The organism is Streptomyces sparsogenes subsp. cuspidosporus (assembly GCF_039532705.1).
Lineage (GTDB): Bacteria > Actinomycetota > Actinomycetes > Streptomycetales > Streptomycetaceae > Streptomyces > Streptomyces sparsogenes.
Window position 1 is genome coordinate 62,213 of sequence record NZ_BAAASD010000023.1, and the last position, 15,693, is coordinate 77,905.

Annotated in this window: 16 protein-coding genes and 1 pseudogene; 9 read left to right on the forward strand and 8 right to left on the reverse strand. The window is 72.7% G+C overall.

What is annotated here, in order from left to right; genetic code table 11:
- Positions 1-48 precede the first annotated feature (48 nt).
- The 3 genes from ABFY07_RS24900 to ABFY07_RS24910 all read left to right on the forward strand — a co-directional run bounded on the left by ABFY07_RS24900 (position 49) and on the right by ABFY07_RS24910 (position 3,483).
- Positions 49-909 carry an LLM class flavin-dependent oxidoreductase gene (locus ABFY07_RS24900; protein WP_346176669.1) on the forward strand — a complete coding sequence of 287 codons (861 nt, stop codon included), beginning with the start codon at positions 49-51 and terminating at the stop codon, positions 907-909.
- A 118-nt stretch (positions 910-1,027) separates the two neighbouring features.
- On the forward strand, positions 1,028-1,534 hold the full coding sequence (locus ABFY07_RS24905; protein ID WP_346176621.1) for a hypothetical protein: 507 nt from the start codon (positions 1,028-1,030) through the stop codon (positions 1,532-1,534).
- Between the two features lie 149 nt (positions 1,535-1,683).
- Positions 1,684-3,483: a S8 family serine peptidase gene (locus tag ABFY07_RS24910; RefSeq protein WP_346176622.1), complete on the forward strand. Its 1,800-nt coding sequence runs from the start codon at positions 1,684-1,686 to the stop codon at positions 3,481-3,483.
- A gap of 28 nt (positions 3,484-3,511) precedes the next feature.
- On the opposite strand, the gene ABFY07_RS24915 is transcribed toward ABFY07_RS24910, so the two are convergent.
- Together ABFY07_RS24915 and ABFY07_RS24920 are read right to left on the reverse strand one after the other, a co-directional pair.
- On the reverse strand, positions 3,512-4,075 hold the full coding sequence (locus ABFY07_RS24915) for a hypothetical protein (protein WP_346176623.1): 564 nt from the start codon (positions 4,073-4,075) through the stop codon (positions 3,512-3,514).
- Between the two features lie 54 nt (positions 4,076-4,129).
- On the reverse strand, positions 4,130-5,269 hold the full coding sequence (locus ABFY07_RS24920) for a substrate-binding domain-containing protein (RefSeq protein WP_346176624.1): 1,140 nt from the start codon (positions 5,267-5,269) through the stop codon (positions 4,130-4,132).
- 390 nt (positions 5,270-5,659) lie between these two features.
- Here ABFY07_RS24920 and ABFY07_RS24925 point away from each other — a divergent pair, with 390 nt between their 5' ends.
- The 5 genes from ABFY07_RS24925 to ABFY07_RS24945 all read left to right on the forward strand — a co-directional run bounded on the left by ABFY07_RS24925 (position 5,660) and on the right by ABFY07_RS24945 (position 10,471).
- On the forward strand, positions 5,660-8,266 hold the full coding sequence (locus ABFY07_RS24925; protein WP_428837002.1) for a sensor histidine kinase: 2,607 nt from the start codon (positions 5,660-5,662) through the stop codon (positions 8,264-8,266).
- A complete protein-coding gene (locus ABFY07_RS24930; protein WP_065963749.1) occupies positions 8,247-8,726 on the forward strand; it encodes a roadblock/LC7 domain-containing protein in 480 nt (159 codons plus the stop codon). Before ABFY07_RS24925 ends, ABFY07_RS24930 begins: the two co-directional genes overlap by 20 nt.
- Before the next feature lie 49 nt (positions 8,727-8,775).
- Positions 8,776-9,219, forward strand: coding sequence for a DUF742 domain-containing protein (locus ABFY07_RS24935; protein WP_346176626.1), 444 nt, complete (start codon positions 8,776-8,778; stop codon positions 9,217-9,219).
- On the forward strand, positions 9,167-9,802 hold the full coding sequence (locus tag ABFY07_RS24940) for a GTP-binding protein (protein WP_065963753.1): 636 nt from the start codon (positions 9,167-9,169) through the stop codon (positions 9,800-9,802). The genes ABFY07_RS24935 and ABFY07_RS24940 overlap by 53 nt, the downstream gene beginning before the upstream one ends.
- A gap of 132 nt (positions 9,803-9,934) precedes the next feature.
- Positions 9,935-10,471: a DUF2231 domain-containing protein gene (locus tag ABFY07_RS24945; protein WP_346176627.1), complete on the forward strand. Its 537-nt coding sequence runs from the start codon at positions 9,935-9,937 to the stop codon at positions 10,469-10,471.
- Between the two features lie 87 nt (positions 10,472-10,558).
- Here ABFY07_RS24945 and ABFY07_RS24950 read toward each other — a convergent pair.
- The 6 genes and pseudogenes from ABFY07_RS24950 to ABFY07_RS24975 all read right to left on the reverse strand — a co-directional run.
- Positions 10,559-11,086, reverse strand: a pseudogene (locus ABFY07_RS24950) (GNAT family N-acetyltransferase); the annotation flags it as partial.
- A gap of 97 nt (positions 11,087-11,183) precedes the next feature.
- Positions 11,184-11,495 (reverse strand): helix-turn-helix domain-containing protein, encoded by a 312-nt coding sequence (locus ABFY07_RS24955; RefSeq protein ID WP_346176628.1) that lies wholly within the window; start codon positions 11,493-11,495, stop codon positions 11,184-11,186.
- A gap of 208 nt (positions 11,496-11,703) precedes the next feature.
- On the reverse strand, positions 11,704-11,976 hold the full coding sequence (locus ABFY07_RS24960) for a hypothetical protein (protein ID WP_346176629.1): 273 nt from the start codon (positions 11,974-11,976) through the stop codon (positions 11,704-11,706).
- A complete protein-coding gene (locus ABFY07_RS24965) occupies positions 11,973-12,326 on the reverse strand; it encodes a hypothetical protein (RefSeq protein WP_346176670.1) in 354 nt (117 codons plus the stop codon). Before ABFY07_RS24965 ends, ABFY07_RS24960 begins: the two co-directional genes overlap by 4 nt.
- A 130-nt stretch (positions 12,327-12,456) precedes the next feature.
- Positions 12,457-13,119, reverse strand: a complete 663-nt coding sequence (gene msrA / locus ABFY07_RS24970) for a peptide-methionine (S)-S-oxide reductase MsrA (RefSeq protein WP_346176630.1) — start codon at positions 13,117-13,119, stop codon at positions 12,457-12,459.
- Positions 13,120-13,253: 134 nt separating this feature from the next.
- Positions 13,254-14,351, reverse strand: coding sequence for a hypothetical protein (locus tag ABFY07_RS24975; protein ID WP_346176631.1), 1,098 nt, complete (start codon positions 14,349-14,351; stop codon positions 13,254-13,256).
- Between the two features lie 122 nt (positions 14,352-14,473).
- On the opposite strand from ABFY07_RS24975, the gene ABFY07_RS24980 reads away from it, so the two are divergent.
- Positions 14,474-15,664 (forward strand): cystathionine gamma-synthase, encoded by a 1,191-nt coding sequence (locus ABFY07_RS24980; protein ID WP_346176632.1) that lies wholly within the window; start codon positions 14,474-14,476, stop codon positions 15,662-15,664.
- Positions 15,665-15,693: the final 29 nt, after the last annotated feature.

The window sequence follows — 15,693 nt, forward strand, 5'->3', positions numbered from 1 at the left end:
AACGACTCGGTGACCGACGACACCGCGCCCCGCCGCCGCGTCGGCGTGATGTTCGACAGGGACCGCAGGCCCGAGGAACTCGTGGGGTACGCCCGGGCGGTGGAGGAGTCCGGGGCGGACGACCTGTGGGTCGTGGAGGACCTGGGCTGGGCCGGTTCGATCGGCTCGGCGGCGCTCGCGCTGGGGGCCACCGAGCGGCTGCGGGTCGGCATCGGGATCGCCCCGGCGCCGCTGCGCAACCCGGCGCTGCTCGCCATGGAACTGGCCACTCTCGCCCGGGTGTTCCCCGGCCGCCTCGTCGCGGGCGTCGGGCACGGCGCGCAGCCGTGGATGGCCCAGGTCGGCGCCGCGTCCCCGACCCCGCTCGCGCTGCTCGAAGAGACGATCACGGTGGTGCGCGGGCTGCTGCGCGGCGAGACGACCACCTTCGACGGCCGTACGGTGCACATCGACGGCGTACGCCTGGTCCACCTGCCCGCCGAGGCCCCGCCGGTCGTCTCCGGCGTGGTACGCCCCCGCTCCCTGGAGCTCTCCGGCCGCGCCGCCGACGGCACGGTCATGGCCGAGGGCCAGGGCCCGGAGGCGGTCGCCGCCGCGCTCGGCCACATCGGGAAGGGCCGCGCCGCCGCCGGGGCCGCCCGCGCCCACGAGCTGATCGTCTTCACCCACCTGTGCGTGGCCGACGACCCCCGGCACATCGCGACGGCCACCGCGCCCGTGCGCGACGAGTACTCCGGATGGCTCGGCGTCCCGCGCGACGAGGTGTTCCTCGCGGCGGGGGACGCGGCCACCGCGGCCGGGCGGGTCCGGGAGCTGTGGGAGGCGGGCGCGGAGACGGTCGTGCTGCGCCCGGTGGGGGAGGAGCCGCTGGCCCAGGTGCGCGCGGCCCTGGCGGTGTTGGAGCGCTGACGGCCGTACTCCGATGGCGGCGCCCCTGACACCGACTTAGCGTAAATGTAACAAATAGGGCATGCGGGGCGTGTCGCCCCTGTGCCCTTCCTCGTCGATGTCGTCGTGTGGAGGATCCATGTCGGTGATGACTGGCGCCCAACCCCTGCAGCAGACCGGCCCCCAGATGGGGCAGCAGCAAATCGGCCAGATCGTGCAGCAGGCGATGCAGCAGGCCTGCCAGCAGGCGAGCCAGCAGATCGCGCAGCGCATGCAGCACACCGTGCAGCAGTTCCAGCAGATCAACCAGCAGGGCATGGGGCAGCACGCGCACCCGTACCTGGCCATGGCGCTGAACTACTCGCTGCACAGCGGGATCCGCCAGGCGGTCGAGCAGGCCGTGCAGCTGGCCCTGCCGATGGCGATCGCGACGCTCATCCAGCAGCAGGGCCAGCCCGGCATGGGCCAGATGGGCATGGGCCAGCCCGGGATGGGTCAGATGGGGATGGGGCACATGGGCATGGGCCAGCCCGGCATGGGCCCCATGGGGATGGGCCAGCCGGGCACGGGGCAGATGGGCATGTCCGGTCAGCAGCCGTACCAGCAGTACCAACAGCCCGGCCTCGGCTCCGGCCTGATGGGCTGACGCCCCGGTCGACGCGTGTGCGGTGTGCCCGGAACGGTTCCCGAGCACACCGCATCACCGTGGGAGCACGGCGCATCACCGGGGGAGCGCGGCCCCGGTCGCCGCAGCAGGAGCGCAAGGACGACGTTGGCGTGGTGAAGGTGGACGTGATGCTCAAGAACAGGCCCGAGAACGACACGGACGGCGAAACGGGGGGCACGGGGGAGTCCGGCCGCGCGGACGCGGCCCGGGGCGAGGCGCCGCGCAAGAAGAACGCGCGGCGCCCGCTCGCGGTGCGGCCGCGCCGCGAGCGCTACTTGGTCACCCCGCTGCCCCAGCACCTGCTGCCCCCGGGCGTGACCGCGCTCGACATGGACGCGGTGTGCGAGCGGCTGGGCCGGATGCCGGAGGTCGCGGTGATCCGCCGGCTGCGGCCCTCGGGGAAGCTGGACTCGGCGGGGCCGCCCGCCTCCTGTCCGGAGATCGCGGTGGTCGAGGCGGCGGAGGGCCAGGTGCCTGCCATGCGCTCGGTCCACGTCCACGTGGAGCCGGACCTGCCGCTGACCGGGACAGGGGCTGGGGCCGGGGTCGGTGCCGCGGCCGGGGTCTGGGCCGGAGCGGGCGCGGGCGCGGGCGCCGGGCCGGCGGTGGGGATGCCGCCCCCGGCCGACCCCGGTCTGGTCGCCCCGCTGGAGACGCCCGTGGAGATCCGGCTGCGGGTGTGCGGCCCGGACGAGGAGCCGCTGGCCGGGGCCGGGGTGTTCCTCATCGGGACGTCCTGGCCGGTCCAGGGCATCACCGGCGCCGACGGCACGGTCACCCTGGTCCCCGCCACCGAGACGGCCCGGTCCGTCCAGGCCCTGTACGTCCGCCCCGCCGGTGGCTATCTCGACCGCTGGATCCACCGCCCGGACCTGTCGGCCACCCAGGAGAACCTGGTCACCCTCACCCCGCTGGCCAAGGTGTACCCGGGACTCGAGGAGCGTCAGCAGTACGGCTGGGGCCAGCAGGCCATGCGCCTCGACCGGCTGCCGCCCACGTTCCGCGGCTTCGGCGTGAAGGTCGCGGTCATCGGCTCCGGCGTCGACGCCGACCACCCCGACCTCAAGGACCGGGTGCGCTCCGGGACGGACCTGCTGGGCGGGGCGGAACGGGGCTGGGCCCATGACGTGCTCGGCACCGGCACCCACGCGGCGGGCGTGATCGCCGCGTCCGACACCGGACCCGGCGTCACCGGCATCGCCCTCGACGCCCGGATCGAGGCCTGCCAGGTGCTGCCCGGCGGCCACTTCAGCGATCTGATCGCCGCCCTCGACCACTGCGTCGAGGCCGAGGTCGACATCGCGCACATCGCGGTGGCCACCCCGTACTCCTCCGAACTGGTCGCGCGCAAGCTCGCCGACGCCCACGCCGCCGGCGTGGCCTGCGTCGCCCCCGCGGGCGACACCGGCGGCCCGGTCGCCTTCCCGGGCTCGCTGCCCACCGTCTTCACCGTCGGCGCGCTGGGCGCCTTCGGCTCGTACCCGCCCGACACCTCCCAGGCCACCCACGCGGGCCCGCCGCTGACCCCCGACGGCCTGTTCGCCGCGCGGTTCAGCGCGTACGGCCCCGAGGTCGACGCGGTCGCCCCCGGCGTGGCCGTCCTGTCCTGCGCGCCGCGCGGCGGCTGCGCGGCGCTGGACGGCACCGGCCCGGCCTCGGCCCACGTCGCCGGGCTCGCCGCCCTCGTCCTCGCCCACCACGAGGACTTCCGCGGCCAGTTGCCGCCCCGCGGACCCGGCCGGGTGCAGCGCCTCTTCGAGATCATCGCCGCGAGCTGCCGCCCCCTGGCCCTCCCCGGCACCTGGGAGCGCGCCCGTACCGGCCGCGGGCTCCCCGACGCCCTGGTCGCCCTCGGACTGGCCCCCGGCGTGCAACTCGGCCCCGTCCCGCCGTCGTACGCCCCGCCCATGGCCGGCTACGGGGTCTGACCGGGGGAGCGCGTCAGAAAAGACCTGACTAACCCTGGTCCACCACCGGGGTGCCCGGAGCGAAGCGGGCCACGGCGTCGCTCAGGCATGCCTTGTCGAGGCGCCAGCCGCTCACCGGCCGCGAGGCCAGCGTGACGTCGGCGGGCAGGTGCGGGACGAGGGCGCGCACCACGGCCCGCCCGGCCCGCCCCTGCCGCGCGCCGGGCAGCGGCGGCGCGCCCGGCCGACGCGCCACACCGACCCACGGAATCGAGGCCGCCGAATGCTGCCGCCACAGGACGACGGCCGTGATGTCCTGCCAGGGCACCTGGGCCGTGCCGGCCCGGTACCGGAGAGGGTGCCCGCCGAACAGCACACCCGTCTCGTCGACGCGTAACGCCACCTTGCCGCTTGCGGCGCCGTACGCCATGACCAGCCCACCGCCACCGAACAGCAGCAGGCCCGGCAGCCGCGCGTACAGGGGCATGACCGGCGACACCAGGCACGTCACCGTGAAGACGGCCGCGGCGGCCACCGTGATCCTGGTCCTGCGGTCCCACCCGTATCGCGTCTCGTACGCCGTGCCGCCCGCCGTGCCCCCGTTGTCACTCATGGACGAATGGTGGCAATGACCGGCGTGGTTGAGAAGGGCCGTGCCGCGGACTGGTCAGCGGTCCCAGATCTTGCGGTAGGCCTGGCGGTAGCCCTCGGACTCCCAGGACAGCGCGCCACCGCTGTTGGCGGCGGTGGTGATGTGGACCGGGGCGACGTATCCGCTGGCCGGCTCGCCGGCGAAGGCGCGGTTGAACTCGTCGACGATCTGCCAGCCCTGCTCGGAGAGCGGTTCGGGCACGGTCGCGGCCTGGAACTGCTTGCCGTTGACGCGCTCGAAGGCCGACGGGTCGCCGTCGCCGGCGCCGATGTTGTACGGGGCGCCGTCGCCGTCCTTGCCCGCGGCGCGCAGGGCGGGGGCGGCGTGGCGGAAGTACAGGTCGTTGATGGCCACCGAGTGGGTCCACTGGTCGCCGAAGCGTTTCAGCAGCGAGGAGACCTCCTTCACGGAGCGTCGGTTGGCCTCGGGGATGGGGACGTTCTCGTACGCCAGCAGCCTGACGCCGGAGCAGGTGGCCAGCTCCTTCTTGATCAGCTCCGACTTGTGCTTGGGGAACGAGGACGTGGTGTCGGTGAACACCACCACACCCGCGTGGCCGTTGGAGCCGGCGATGATCCAGTCGGCGCTGATCCTCGCGACGTCCTCCACCCGGGTCGTGATGTTGCTGAAGAGCTTCGGGTCCTCGCTGGGCCCGGGCGTGGCGGTGGCGTGCCAGCCGATCACCGGGATGCCGGCCGCGTTCGCCCGGCGGAGCTCCTTGGCGGCGATCTCGGGGCCGAAGCCGCTGATCACGATGCCGTCCGGCTTCAGGGCGAAGGCCTGCTCGAAGGCGTCCTTGACGCCCGCGGTGGTGCCCTTGCCATTGATGGTCCGCACGTGCCAGCCGACGACCTTGGCGGCCTCCTCGACGCCCTGGGCGACCCCGGCGGGACCGGGGTTGGCCAGGGTGTGGGCGATGAAGGCGATCGTCTTGCCCCGCACCGCCTTCGGCCCGGTGGTGGGCCCGGACCAGGGGGCGTCCACGTCCTCGGCCGTGGCGACGGCCCGCTTGGCCTTGGCCACGACGGAGGGACAGCCGGCCTTCGTGGAGCCTGCCTTGGACGCGCCGGTGTCGGAATCCGGGTCGCAGCCGGCGACGGCCGCCACGGCCAGGAGCGCGGCGGCGGTCGCGACCGCCTTGCGGGTGGGGTGCACGGGTCTCCTCGCGGGGCATGAGGGAGCTACGCCTTCGGGGTGGGGGGATGACAGGGTACGGGTCGCCCACCCGGTCGGTCGGCGGGGCATCCGGTGACGGGCCGTCCAAGGCCGTTCGCGATGGGCAAATGCCGCAGAAAGTGCAGGTTTCCCGGTCTTAATCACCCATGCCTTGCAAGCTTCCGCGCAAACGGTAGTGTTCACCGCCGGTCGGACTGTGGCGCGATTTGATCGCTCGCACATGGGCGTGAGCCATCGTGCGCGCGGACGTGAGCCGTCACAGGCGGGCGTGGGCCGTGTCGGCGTCACGCTCCCCCGGTCGTCGGCGGTCGGCACCAACAACCCCTCGGTCACCGCTCAGAAGCACATGAAAGGAGGCCCGGGGTGTCTGTGGACACGGTGGACCCGTCGCCCGAAGCGGAACCCGACGGGTCCGAGCGTGCGCCGCTGACGCCGCGGCCCCGCCGGAAGGCCGCGGCCCTCCTCGACCGATGGCCGTTCCGCCGGAAGATCAACGTCCTGGTGATCGTGCCCGTCGCGGTCGTCGGGGTGCTGCTGACCATCGGCGTCGTCGGCCAGATCGACCAGGCCCGGGAGGCCGGCCGGACCGCCGACGTGGTCCGCGACAGCGAACAGGTCGCCCAGCTGATCAACGACCTCCAGGCCGAGAACCGCCAGGCGCTGCTGCTGTCCGTGCGGTACGACGCGCTCCGCCCCGGCACCGCCCTCCCCTCCACCAACGCCTACCGCAAGGCGCAGCGCAAGACCGACGAACAGGCCACCGCCGTGCGTTCGGCCTTCGAGGAGCAGGGCGTGCCGAAGGACGAGGCGCGCGCCCTGGCGTACGTACGCGGCCTCTCCGTGCTGCGCGACAAGGTCGAACGGGGCTCGGTCTCGGCCGCCGGCATCGGCCCGGCGTACGCCGCCGCGATCCAGTACCTGATCGACGGCATCGGCCTCGACCACGCCTCCGGCACCTCCTCGTCCTCGGTCATCCACCTGCTCGACGCGGTCCTGCGGGCCGACGCCGCCCACGCGGCCTTCGAGAGCGGCGTGTTCTCCGCCCAGACCCGCGACGCCAACGCCCTCACCGAGTACACCCGCGCGGTCGCTGCCCACGCGACCTACGAGTACCAGGCCGAACGGTTCGGCAGGCTCGCCACCCCGGCCCAGGTCCTTGCCCTGAGCGGCATCGAGCGTGACGCCGAGGAGAACGGCATCACCGCCCAGTTCGCGGAGCTCCAGATCGACCCGAGCTCCCTCCAGGACGGCACGCCGCAGCAGTTGCGCAAGGCCATGGACGCCGGAAGCCGGCAGGCCGAGGCCCGCCTCGACATCACCCAGTCGCTGATCGGCCAGATCGCCGACCAGGCCGACGACCTCTCCAAGAGCGCCCTCCACAAGGCGCTGGCCATGCTCGCGCTCGCCCTGCTGGGCTTCGCCCTCTGGCTGACCTTCTCCGTCCTGGTCCGCCGGTCGGTCGTCCGCCCGCTGGCCGCCCTGACCGGCGCCGCGCGGGAGGTGGTCGACGTGGCGGGCGAGGAACTGGCCCGGGTCGAGTACGACGAGTCGGCGGAGAGCACCCCGTTGCGTCCGCACCCGATCCCCGTCCCGGTCCGCGACGAGATCGGCGACCTCGCCGAGGCCTTCAACCAGGTGCAGGTCACCGCCGCGGCGCTGCTGGAGCGCCAGGTGGTGAGCCGCCGCAACGTCGCCGAGATGTTCGGCAACGTCGGCCGCCGCGTCTCCAACCTGACCTCCCGCCAGCTCATGCTGATCGACGCCGTCGAGCGCGAGGAGACCGACCCCGAGGTCCTGGAGCGGCTCTACCGCATCGACCACATCGCCGTACGCCTCCAGCGCAACGCCGACAGCCTGATGCTGCTCGCCGGCATCCGGGAGACCGACGTCGAGGCCCGCCCCACCACCCTGGCCAATGTCATCCGGGCCGGCCTCGGCCGGATCGAGGGATACCAGCGGGTGTCCCTGCGGTCCGAGACGGACATCACCGTCGCGCCCGACATCATCGGCGACCTGACGCTGATGCTGGCCGAACTGCTGGAGAACGCGGTCTCCTTCTCCCCGTCCCACACCCCCGTCGAGGTGGTCGTCCGGCCCGGCACCGATGTCACCTCGGACGGCGGCGCGCTGATCGAGGTCATCGACCACGGCCTCGGGATGAGCGCGGAGCGCCTCGAGGAGGAGAACGCCCGGCTGATCCGCCGCGAGCGGCTCGACCTCGTCCCCACCAAGGTGCTCGGCCTCTTCGTGGTCGGCACCCTGGCCCGGCGCTGGGGCGTACGGGTCGCGCTGAGCCGCACGCCCGGCGGCGGGGTCACCGGCACGGTGTGGATCCCGGCCGGCCTGCTGCTGACCGTGAACGCCGTGGGCCTGCCCCGGACCCCGGCCCTGACGGCTCCGGCCGTGACCGCTCCCGCCCTGAAGGCGGCCCCGGCCCCGGGGACGGACGGCGGCGCGGCCGGAACCGTCCGGGAACTCCCGGCCAGGCCCGGCGCCCCGACCGAGGCCGCGACCGAGACCCCGACCGACGCCCCGACCGAGGCCGCGGGGGAACCCGCCGCGCCCACCCCCCTCCCCGTACGGACGCCCACCACCGCGTCCGAGAGCAGCACCGCCTCCCCGTCCCGACCCGGCGGGCTGCCCCGGCGCGTCCCGGCCCGCAAGGGCGAACGCACCACCGGGACGGCAGAGCGCACTACCGGGGCCGACGAGCGGGCCACCACCGCACCGTCCCCCCGGCCGCTGCGCCGGCGGGTACGGGGAGCGACCCTCGCCATGACCACCCCGCCGGCCGACCGGGTCGTCCCGGCCGTGCGCCGGCCCGTGGACGCCGAGGCGGTCCGTACCGAACTCGACGAGTTCGAGGCCGCCGTACGCAGGGCCGAGCGGGACAGCACCACCACCCCCACGGAACCAGCACCCTCCCAGCACCCAAGATCCCGGAAGGAGCCCGGCAGTGACCACGCCGACAGATAACGGCAGTTCCGAGGAGCGGGCGGAACCCACCGATCTGCGCGCCGCCGCGGCCGACTTCACCTGGCTGCTGGACCGGTTCGCCACCGAGACCGCGGGGGTCGTGGACGCCATCGCGGTCTCCACCGACGGCCTGCTGATCGCCGTCTCCAAACTCCGTGAGCAGGCCGACTCGGAGCGGCTCGCCGCGATCGTGTCCGGCATCACCAGCCTCGCCGCGGGCGCCTCCGGCAACTACGGACTCGGCGGCCTCAACAAGGTCATCATCGACCTGGAGGGCGGCCATGTGCTGGTGTCGGCCATCGGCAGCGGCGCCGTCCTCGGCGTGGTGGCCTCGAAGGAGGCCAAGCTGGGCAACATCGCCTACGAGATGGCCCTGTTCGCCAACCGGGCCGGGGCCGCGCTCACTCCCCAGCTGGTGCTGGAGCTGAAGAAGAACGCCGGCGCCGCCACGGGCGGCTGACCCGTCCCACCAACGGGACCAAGGCACAGGCATTCAGGAGGGAATCGTCATGGCCGCCGGTGAACCAGTACCGCACGACGCGGCGGACGGTGCCTGGGCACCGCCGGAGCCCGCCGGCCGCGCCCCCGCGATCCGGCCGTTCCTGCTGACCGCCGGCCGGGTGTCGGGGAGCGGCGCCGCGCCGTCGCTCCCGGTCGAGTCCCAGATCGTGGCCACCTCGACCGGGCTGGCCGCCCTGGACAGGCTCACCTTCGAACACCACGACCTCGTCGCCGCCTGCCGGCGCCCGCAGTCGGTGGCCGAGCTCGCCGCCCGGCTGCGACTGCACCTCAACGTGGTCCGGGTGCTGGCGGGGGACCTGTGCGCCGCCGGCCACCTGGCGGTCCACCTGCCGAACGCCAGGGCGACCCAGGACATCTCCGTACTGCGAAGGGTTATCGATGGTCTCCGTGCCGTCCCCGACTCCCGGGGCTCACTCCGCGACAGCAGCTGAACAGCCGTCCGCCGCGCAGCCGCCGCTGCCGGTCAAGCTGGTCATCGCCGGTGGCTTCGGGGTCGGCAAGACCACGGCCGTGGGCTCGATCTCCGAGATCCGGCCGCTGACCACCGAGGCCGCGATCACGGAGGTCGCGGCGGGCGTGGACGACCTCACCCACACCCCCGGCAAGACCACCACCACGGTCGCCATGGACTTCGGCTGCATCACCATCGACCCGACGCTGAAGCTCTACCTGTTCGGCACGCCGGGCCAGGACCGCTTCGGCTTCATGTGGGACGACGTGGTCGAGGGCGCCCTCGGCGGCCTGGTGATCGTGGACACCCGCCGCCTCGACGACTGCTACGCGGCCGTCGACTACTTCGAGCACAAGGACATCCCCTTCGCCGTCGCCGTCAACGCCTTCGACGGCGAGGTCCAGCACGACCTGGACCAGGTCCGATGGGCGCTGGACGTCTCCGACCACGTACCGCTGATCGTCTTCGACGCCCGCGAGCGGGGCTCGGTCCGGGACGCGCTGCTGGTCGTCCTGGACGTCGCCCTGTCCCGCGCGGAGACCGCGGCGGCGGCCGCCGGCTGACACCCGCGCGACATCGGAGTGTTCAGAGGAACCTCAGAAGTTCCTGTGACAGTCTGGCGCGCCTCAAGGCCGGCCCATGGGGGGGGCCGTGCGCGCGTCGACTTCTCATGGTCACTCCTGGAGGAAAACCTGATGAGCCTCACCGTGGTCAACGGCCTGCCCGCACACGTCCTGGTCGTGCACTTCGTCATCGTGCTCGTTCCCCTGAGTGCCCTGGCGGTCGTGGTAGCCGCGATATGGCCGAGTACCGCGCGGCGGATGGGGATCGTGCTTCCCTTGCTGGCCCTCGTGGCACTGGCGAGCGTGCCCGTGGCCACGCAGGCCGGTGAGTGGCTGGAGGAGCACGTCGACAACGACGCCCTGGTGCGCAGGCACGCCGAACTCGGTGACGGGCTGCTTCCCTGGGCCGCGGGCCTGTTCGTGCTGGCGGCGGCGATCTGGTGGACGACCCGCAGGCCGGCGTCCACGGAGGCGGCCCCCAGGGAGCGCGCCCGGACAGCCACGCCCCGCTCCGCGCCGGCCCTCCGCGTCGTGGCTGCGGTGCTCTCCGTCGGGGTGGCCACGGGCGCCGTCGTGGACGTGTACCGGATCGGCGACTCCGGAGCGAAGGCCGCCTGGCACGACGGCTTCTCCAAGACCGGCGATGAGGAACACGGCGACAAGGGCTGACCCTTCCGGCGCCGGCGCGGCACCGATCGGGCCGGAGCCGCCCGTGCCGCCGATCCTGCGCTGCTCAGTGTGTCGGCCTGGAGCGTTGGCGTACTGCTCCGACGACAACTCGAACACCCGCACTCGTCGACCACAGGTGGGGTCGACGGTCTCACGGACCGCCCGCATCCCCAGTTTGGTCATGATCCGTTCGGAGGCGTCATTGCCCACCTGAGTGATGCTGACGATCCGCTCCAGCCCTCGCTCCTCGAACCCGAACCGCACAGCGGCCGCGGCGGCCTCGGTGGCCAAGCCCTGTCCCCAGTGGGAACGTCCCAGCCGCCAGCCGACCTCAACCGCCGGTAGTACTTCCGGCAAGAAGCGGGGCACCGAAAGGCCGGTGAACCCGGCCAGCTCGCCAGTGGACCGGAGCTCCACTGCGAACAGGCCGAAGCCCTGTGACTCCCACTCGCTCTCCGATGCCTGGATCCCGCCGCGAGTCTGCTGTTCGTCACGGAGGCTGCCGTCACCGATCCACCGCATGACCTCGGGGTCGGCGTTGACAGCAGCCATGGACGCAAGGTCGGCCTCGCGCCAGCGACGCAGGATCAATCGGGGAGTCTCAAGCGTGACCATCCAAGCATTCTGGATCCACATATGGGCTCTCCACCATCCTCACCAGGCACTTCAGGTAGAGCCTTAAGTCACTGTCGGGGCGTCCCCTTCGAAGGTCTCAAGCGGCGTGCGGCACGAACGACACGCGGATTTCCTCCGTGTCGATCGACACGTCCAGGGCGGCGTCCAGTGCCTTGGCCAAGGTGCGCAGGAGCGGGAGGGTAGGCATGGCGCCACCTCCTTCAAGGCGGTCGATGTCCTCCGTGGAGAGCCCTGTCCGTTCGGCGAGCGATGCCTGATCGATGCCCAAGGCCGTGCGACGGTCGTACACGGCCTGCCCCAGGGCGATGGCGGCGCCCGCCTCGACGTACGCCGGATCGGCTCGATGTTCCTCAGGGATCGTCCATGAGGTGTGGTAACCCCTGCTCACGGTGACTCCTCGAACGTCCGGTGACAGGCGGTCTGCGCGGCGGCGTGCGGCTCTTCGCATTCCTTCTGGGCCAAGAGAGCCCGCTGGACCTGCCGCTCTTCGCGCATCCGGTTCTTGCGGAAGACGGTCAGGATTGACGTTTCTAGACCGAAGTACGGCTTGTTGTATCCCCTTTCAGGAGCGCCGACGTCGGCAGCGGGTGTCCGACTCAGATTTGTGGGAACGGGGGGATGATGCGGACGATCACGATGAGTTGGTCTCGCGGTGCCACCAGGAAGTGGAACCAGCCGTCCGCCGCGTCCATGCGGCGCATGCCTCCCGGTCGGGGGCCATTGCCGAAATCGCTGACGTCGACTCCCACCCCCGCAAGGTCGACCAGTTGCTCCGCGAGACGCTCGACTTCAACCACCACGTGAGCGGGGATGCCGCCTGCGACGTGGGCGTGATCGGGGTCGTATTCCCAGCGCCAGCCAGCGCTCACCGCGGCGGGAGGCCGAGCGCGGCGTATGCGTCGTCCAGGATCTTGCCGAGAGCAGATGCGGCGCGGCGGGCCTGCGTCGCGTCACCGATCTCGGCGGTGTCCTCCCAGTGACGGAACTCTTTCGCGAGATTCGGCTGCCGCTGGATGTGGATGTAGACGGCCCACTGGGCGATGAACCGCTGGAGGGGAGAAAGGTCGGAGGCTTGGCGGGACTGATCGGCGGCTTGATCCAGCTCCCGTGTGAAGGCGGGCAGGGCGGCGGGCGCGATCCGCGTGACGGCCTGGCGGAGGGCCGTGACGGTGGCAGGAGGCTGAGGGATGAGTGGCTGCCCGGCGCTGGAGGTGGTCATTGCTGCTCCCATGGGCGAGATTCTGATCCCTGGGAGCAGCGTATCGAGTCCAAGCTCGATCACATCGCCCGAATGAGTGAGGCGGAGGCCCTCGGCTTCCAGCGGGGGCGATGCCCGTAGGGCAGGAGCCTCAGCCGTCGGCCGGGGCCACACCGATCGGGCAGGAGACGCCCGTGCCGCCGATGCCGCAGTAGCCGGCGGGGTTCTTGGCGTCCGAAAGGTACTGCTGGTGGTAGGCCTCGGCCGGATAGAAGGGGCCGGCCGGGAGGATTTCGGTGGTGATGTCGCCGTAGCCGGACTTGGTGAGGACGGCCTGGTAGGCGGCGCGCGAGGCCTCGGCCTCGGACTGCTGGTCGGGGGAGTGGGTGTAGATGGCCGAGCGGTACTGGGTACCGACGTCGTTGCCCTGGCGGAAGCCCTGGGTGGGGTCGTGGGACTCCCAGAAGAGCTTCAGGAGGGCGGCGTACGAGGTGATGGAGGGGTCGTAGACGACGCGGACCGCTTCGGTGTGGGCGGTGAGACCGCTGCAGACCTCTTCGTAGGTGGGGTTCTGGGTGTGGCCGCCCTGGTAGCCGACCAGGGTGGTCCAGACGCCGGGGGCCTGCCAGAACTTGCGCTCGGCGCCCCAGAAGCAGCCGAGGCCGAAGTCGGCGACGAGGAGGCCCTCGGGGTAGGGGCCGGTCAGGGGGTTGCCGAGGACGGTGTGGCGGTCGGGGACCGGGAAGCCGGGTTCGGTGCGGCCCTTGAGCGCTTCCTCGGCGGAGGGGAGGTGGAGCTGGCGGCTGAACAGCATTGATGGCTCCTGGCTGTACGGCGGGCAGGTGGGCGGGCGAGCGGTGGGGCACGCGGGTGGGGGCGCGGCGGTGTCGTGTGCGCACCCCCTACAACAGGTGGTGGCCCTGGGCCATTCCGCTGCCGGTGTGGAGGTCAGTGCGGCAGGGTGGCCGGGGTGCCGCCGTGGCCCTCCCAGCCGGCGACCGCCAGCGCCCGGTAGACCGTGTACTCCGCCGCCGGGTCCGCGCCGTACGACCACGGCACCGCGCCCACGTGGCCGTCCACGTGGCGGAGCTGCTCCATCGCCTCCGCGTAGCGCTCGGCGCGGACCAGGAACCAGACCAGCAGATGGCGGACGTGCGGCTGGACGGGGTGGTCGGCGGGGGCCTCGCGGACCGCGAAGAGGGCGCCCTCGATGGCGCGGGTGACGACCGCGCTCTGGTAGAGGGTGCGTACGAGGTTGGCCTCCGGGAGGTGCTCGAAGACCGCGAAGAGGGGGAGGGCGGGGAGGAGGCTCTTGGCCGGGGCGGAGGCGGCCGCGGCGTGGGCGAAGGCGTCGGCGAGCTCCTGGGAGCCGTGCCACTTCTCGCACCAGTAGTGGAGGGCGGCGAGGTGGGCGCCCATGTGGTGCGGGGAGCGCTCGGTGACCTTCGACCACAGCTCCTCGAAGTCGGCCTGCCGGTAGGCGAGGCCGCGGGCGACGCCGAGCTCGATGATGTACGGCACCGGGTCGCCGGGGGCCAGCAGCGCCGCCTCGCCGCAGACCGTACGGGCCTCCTCCAGGATCATCCGGAAGTCGTCCGAGGAGGGGTCGCGCAGCGCCTGGCGGACCAGGAACTCCGCGTGCACGGCGGCCGCGCCCGGGTCCTTGGGCGCGGCGACCCGCCAGGTGCGCAGCCACATGCCGCCCTGGCCCGGCGCCTGGGCCAGTTCGAAGGCGGCGGCGCCCGCCAGGGTCTGCACCCGCTGCCAGCGCAGCTCGGAGCCCGCGTCGGTGAGGGCCAGCAGCCGGGCGGCGGGCTGCCAGTCCTGGGTGCGCTGGACCTCCTCCAGGGCGTCGATCAGCTCGCGGTCGGGGCCGGGCAGCCGTACGTCCAGCCGCTCCTGCGGGACGAAGCCGTACGCCCCCGGGTCCGCGGCGCGCGTCGCGCCGCGCATGGCCTCGCCACCGCCGCGCATCCGGCGCACGGCGGGCACGACGAGGAGACCGCCGATCATGACGATGGCGATGAGGAAGATCAGATACTCCATGTGTTGTCCCCTGCTGCCCCTGCTGCGCCCGGTATCCGTAGTCGGAACGTCCGGGCACCAGCCTAGGTGCCCGCGGGCTCGTTGAACCCGGTAGTACCGCCGTGGGCACTACCCTCGGGCCCATGACCGACCAGCACACCCAGCAGCCCGCCCCGCGGCACGGCGACGATCGCGGCGCGCGGAGCTTCGAGACGCTCGCCATCCACGCGGGGCAGGAGGCGGACCCGCTCACGGGGGCCGTCGTCCCCCCGATCTACCAGGTCTCCACCTACAAGCAGGACGGGGTGGGCGGCCTCCGCGGCGGATATGAGTACAGCCGCTCCGCCAACCCCACCCGCACCGCCCTCGAGGAGAACCTGGCGGCGCTGGAGGGCGGGCGCCGCGGCCTGGCCTTCGCGTCCGGGCTGGCCGCCGAGGACTGCCTGCTGCGCACGCTCCTGGTGCCCGGCGACCACGTCGTCATCCCGGACGACGCCTATGGCGGAACGTTCCGGCTGTTCTCCAAGGTCGCCGAGCGCTGGGGGGTGGAGTGGTCGGTCGCCGACACCTCCGACCCGGCGGCCGTACGGGCCGAGCTGCGGCCCCGTACGAAGGTGATCTGGGTCGAGACGCCGAGCAACCCGCTGCTCGGCATCACCGACATCGCCGCCGTCGCCGACGTCGCCCGGTCCGCCGGGGCCCGCCTCGTCGTCGACAACACCTTCGCCAGCCCCTATCTGCAGCAGCCGCTCGCGCTCGGCGCGGACGTGGTCGTGCACTCGACGACCAAGTACATGGGCGGTCACTCGGACGTCGTCGGCGGCGCGCTCGTGGTCTCGGACCCGGACCTCGGTGACGAACTGGCCTTCCACCAGAACGCGATGGGCGCCGTGGCCGGGCCCTTCGACTCCTGGCTGGTGCTGCGCGGCATCAAGACCCTGGCCGTGCGGATGGACCGGCACAGCGCGAACGCCACGCGCGTCGCCGAGCTGCTGGTGGCCCACCCCAAGGTGACCGAGGTCTACTACCCGGGGCTGCCGGGGCACGCGGGCCACGAGGTCGCGGCCAAGCAGATGCGGGCCTTCGGCGGCATGGTGTCGTTCCGGGTCGCGGGCGGCGAGCAGGCGGCGGTCGACGTCTGCGACCGGGCGCGGCTGTTCACGCTCGGGGAGTCGCTGGGCGGCGTCGAGTCGCTGATCGAGCACCCGGGCCGGATGACGCACGCCTCGACGGCCGGGTCGGCCCTGGAGGTGCCCGCCGATCTGGTCCGTCTCTCGGTGGGCATCGAGGCGGTGGACGACCTCCTCGCGGACCTGAGCCAGGCGCTGGCCTAGGCCCCTGCCCGTGAGTCGCGGGCTCGCCG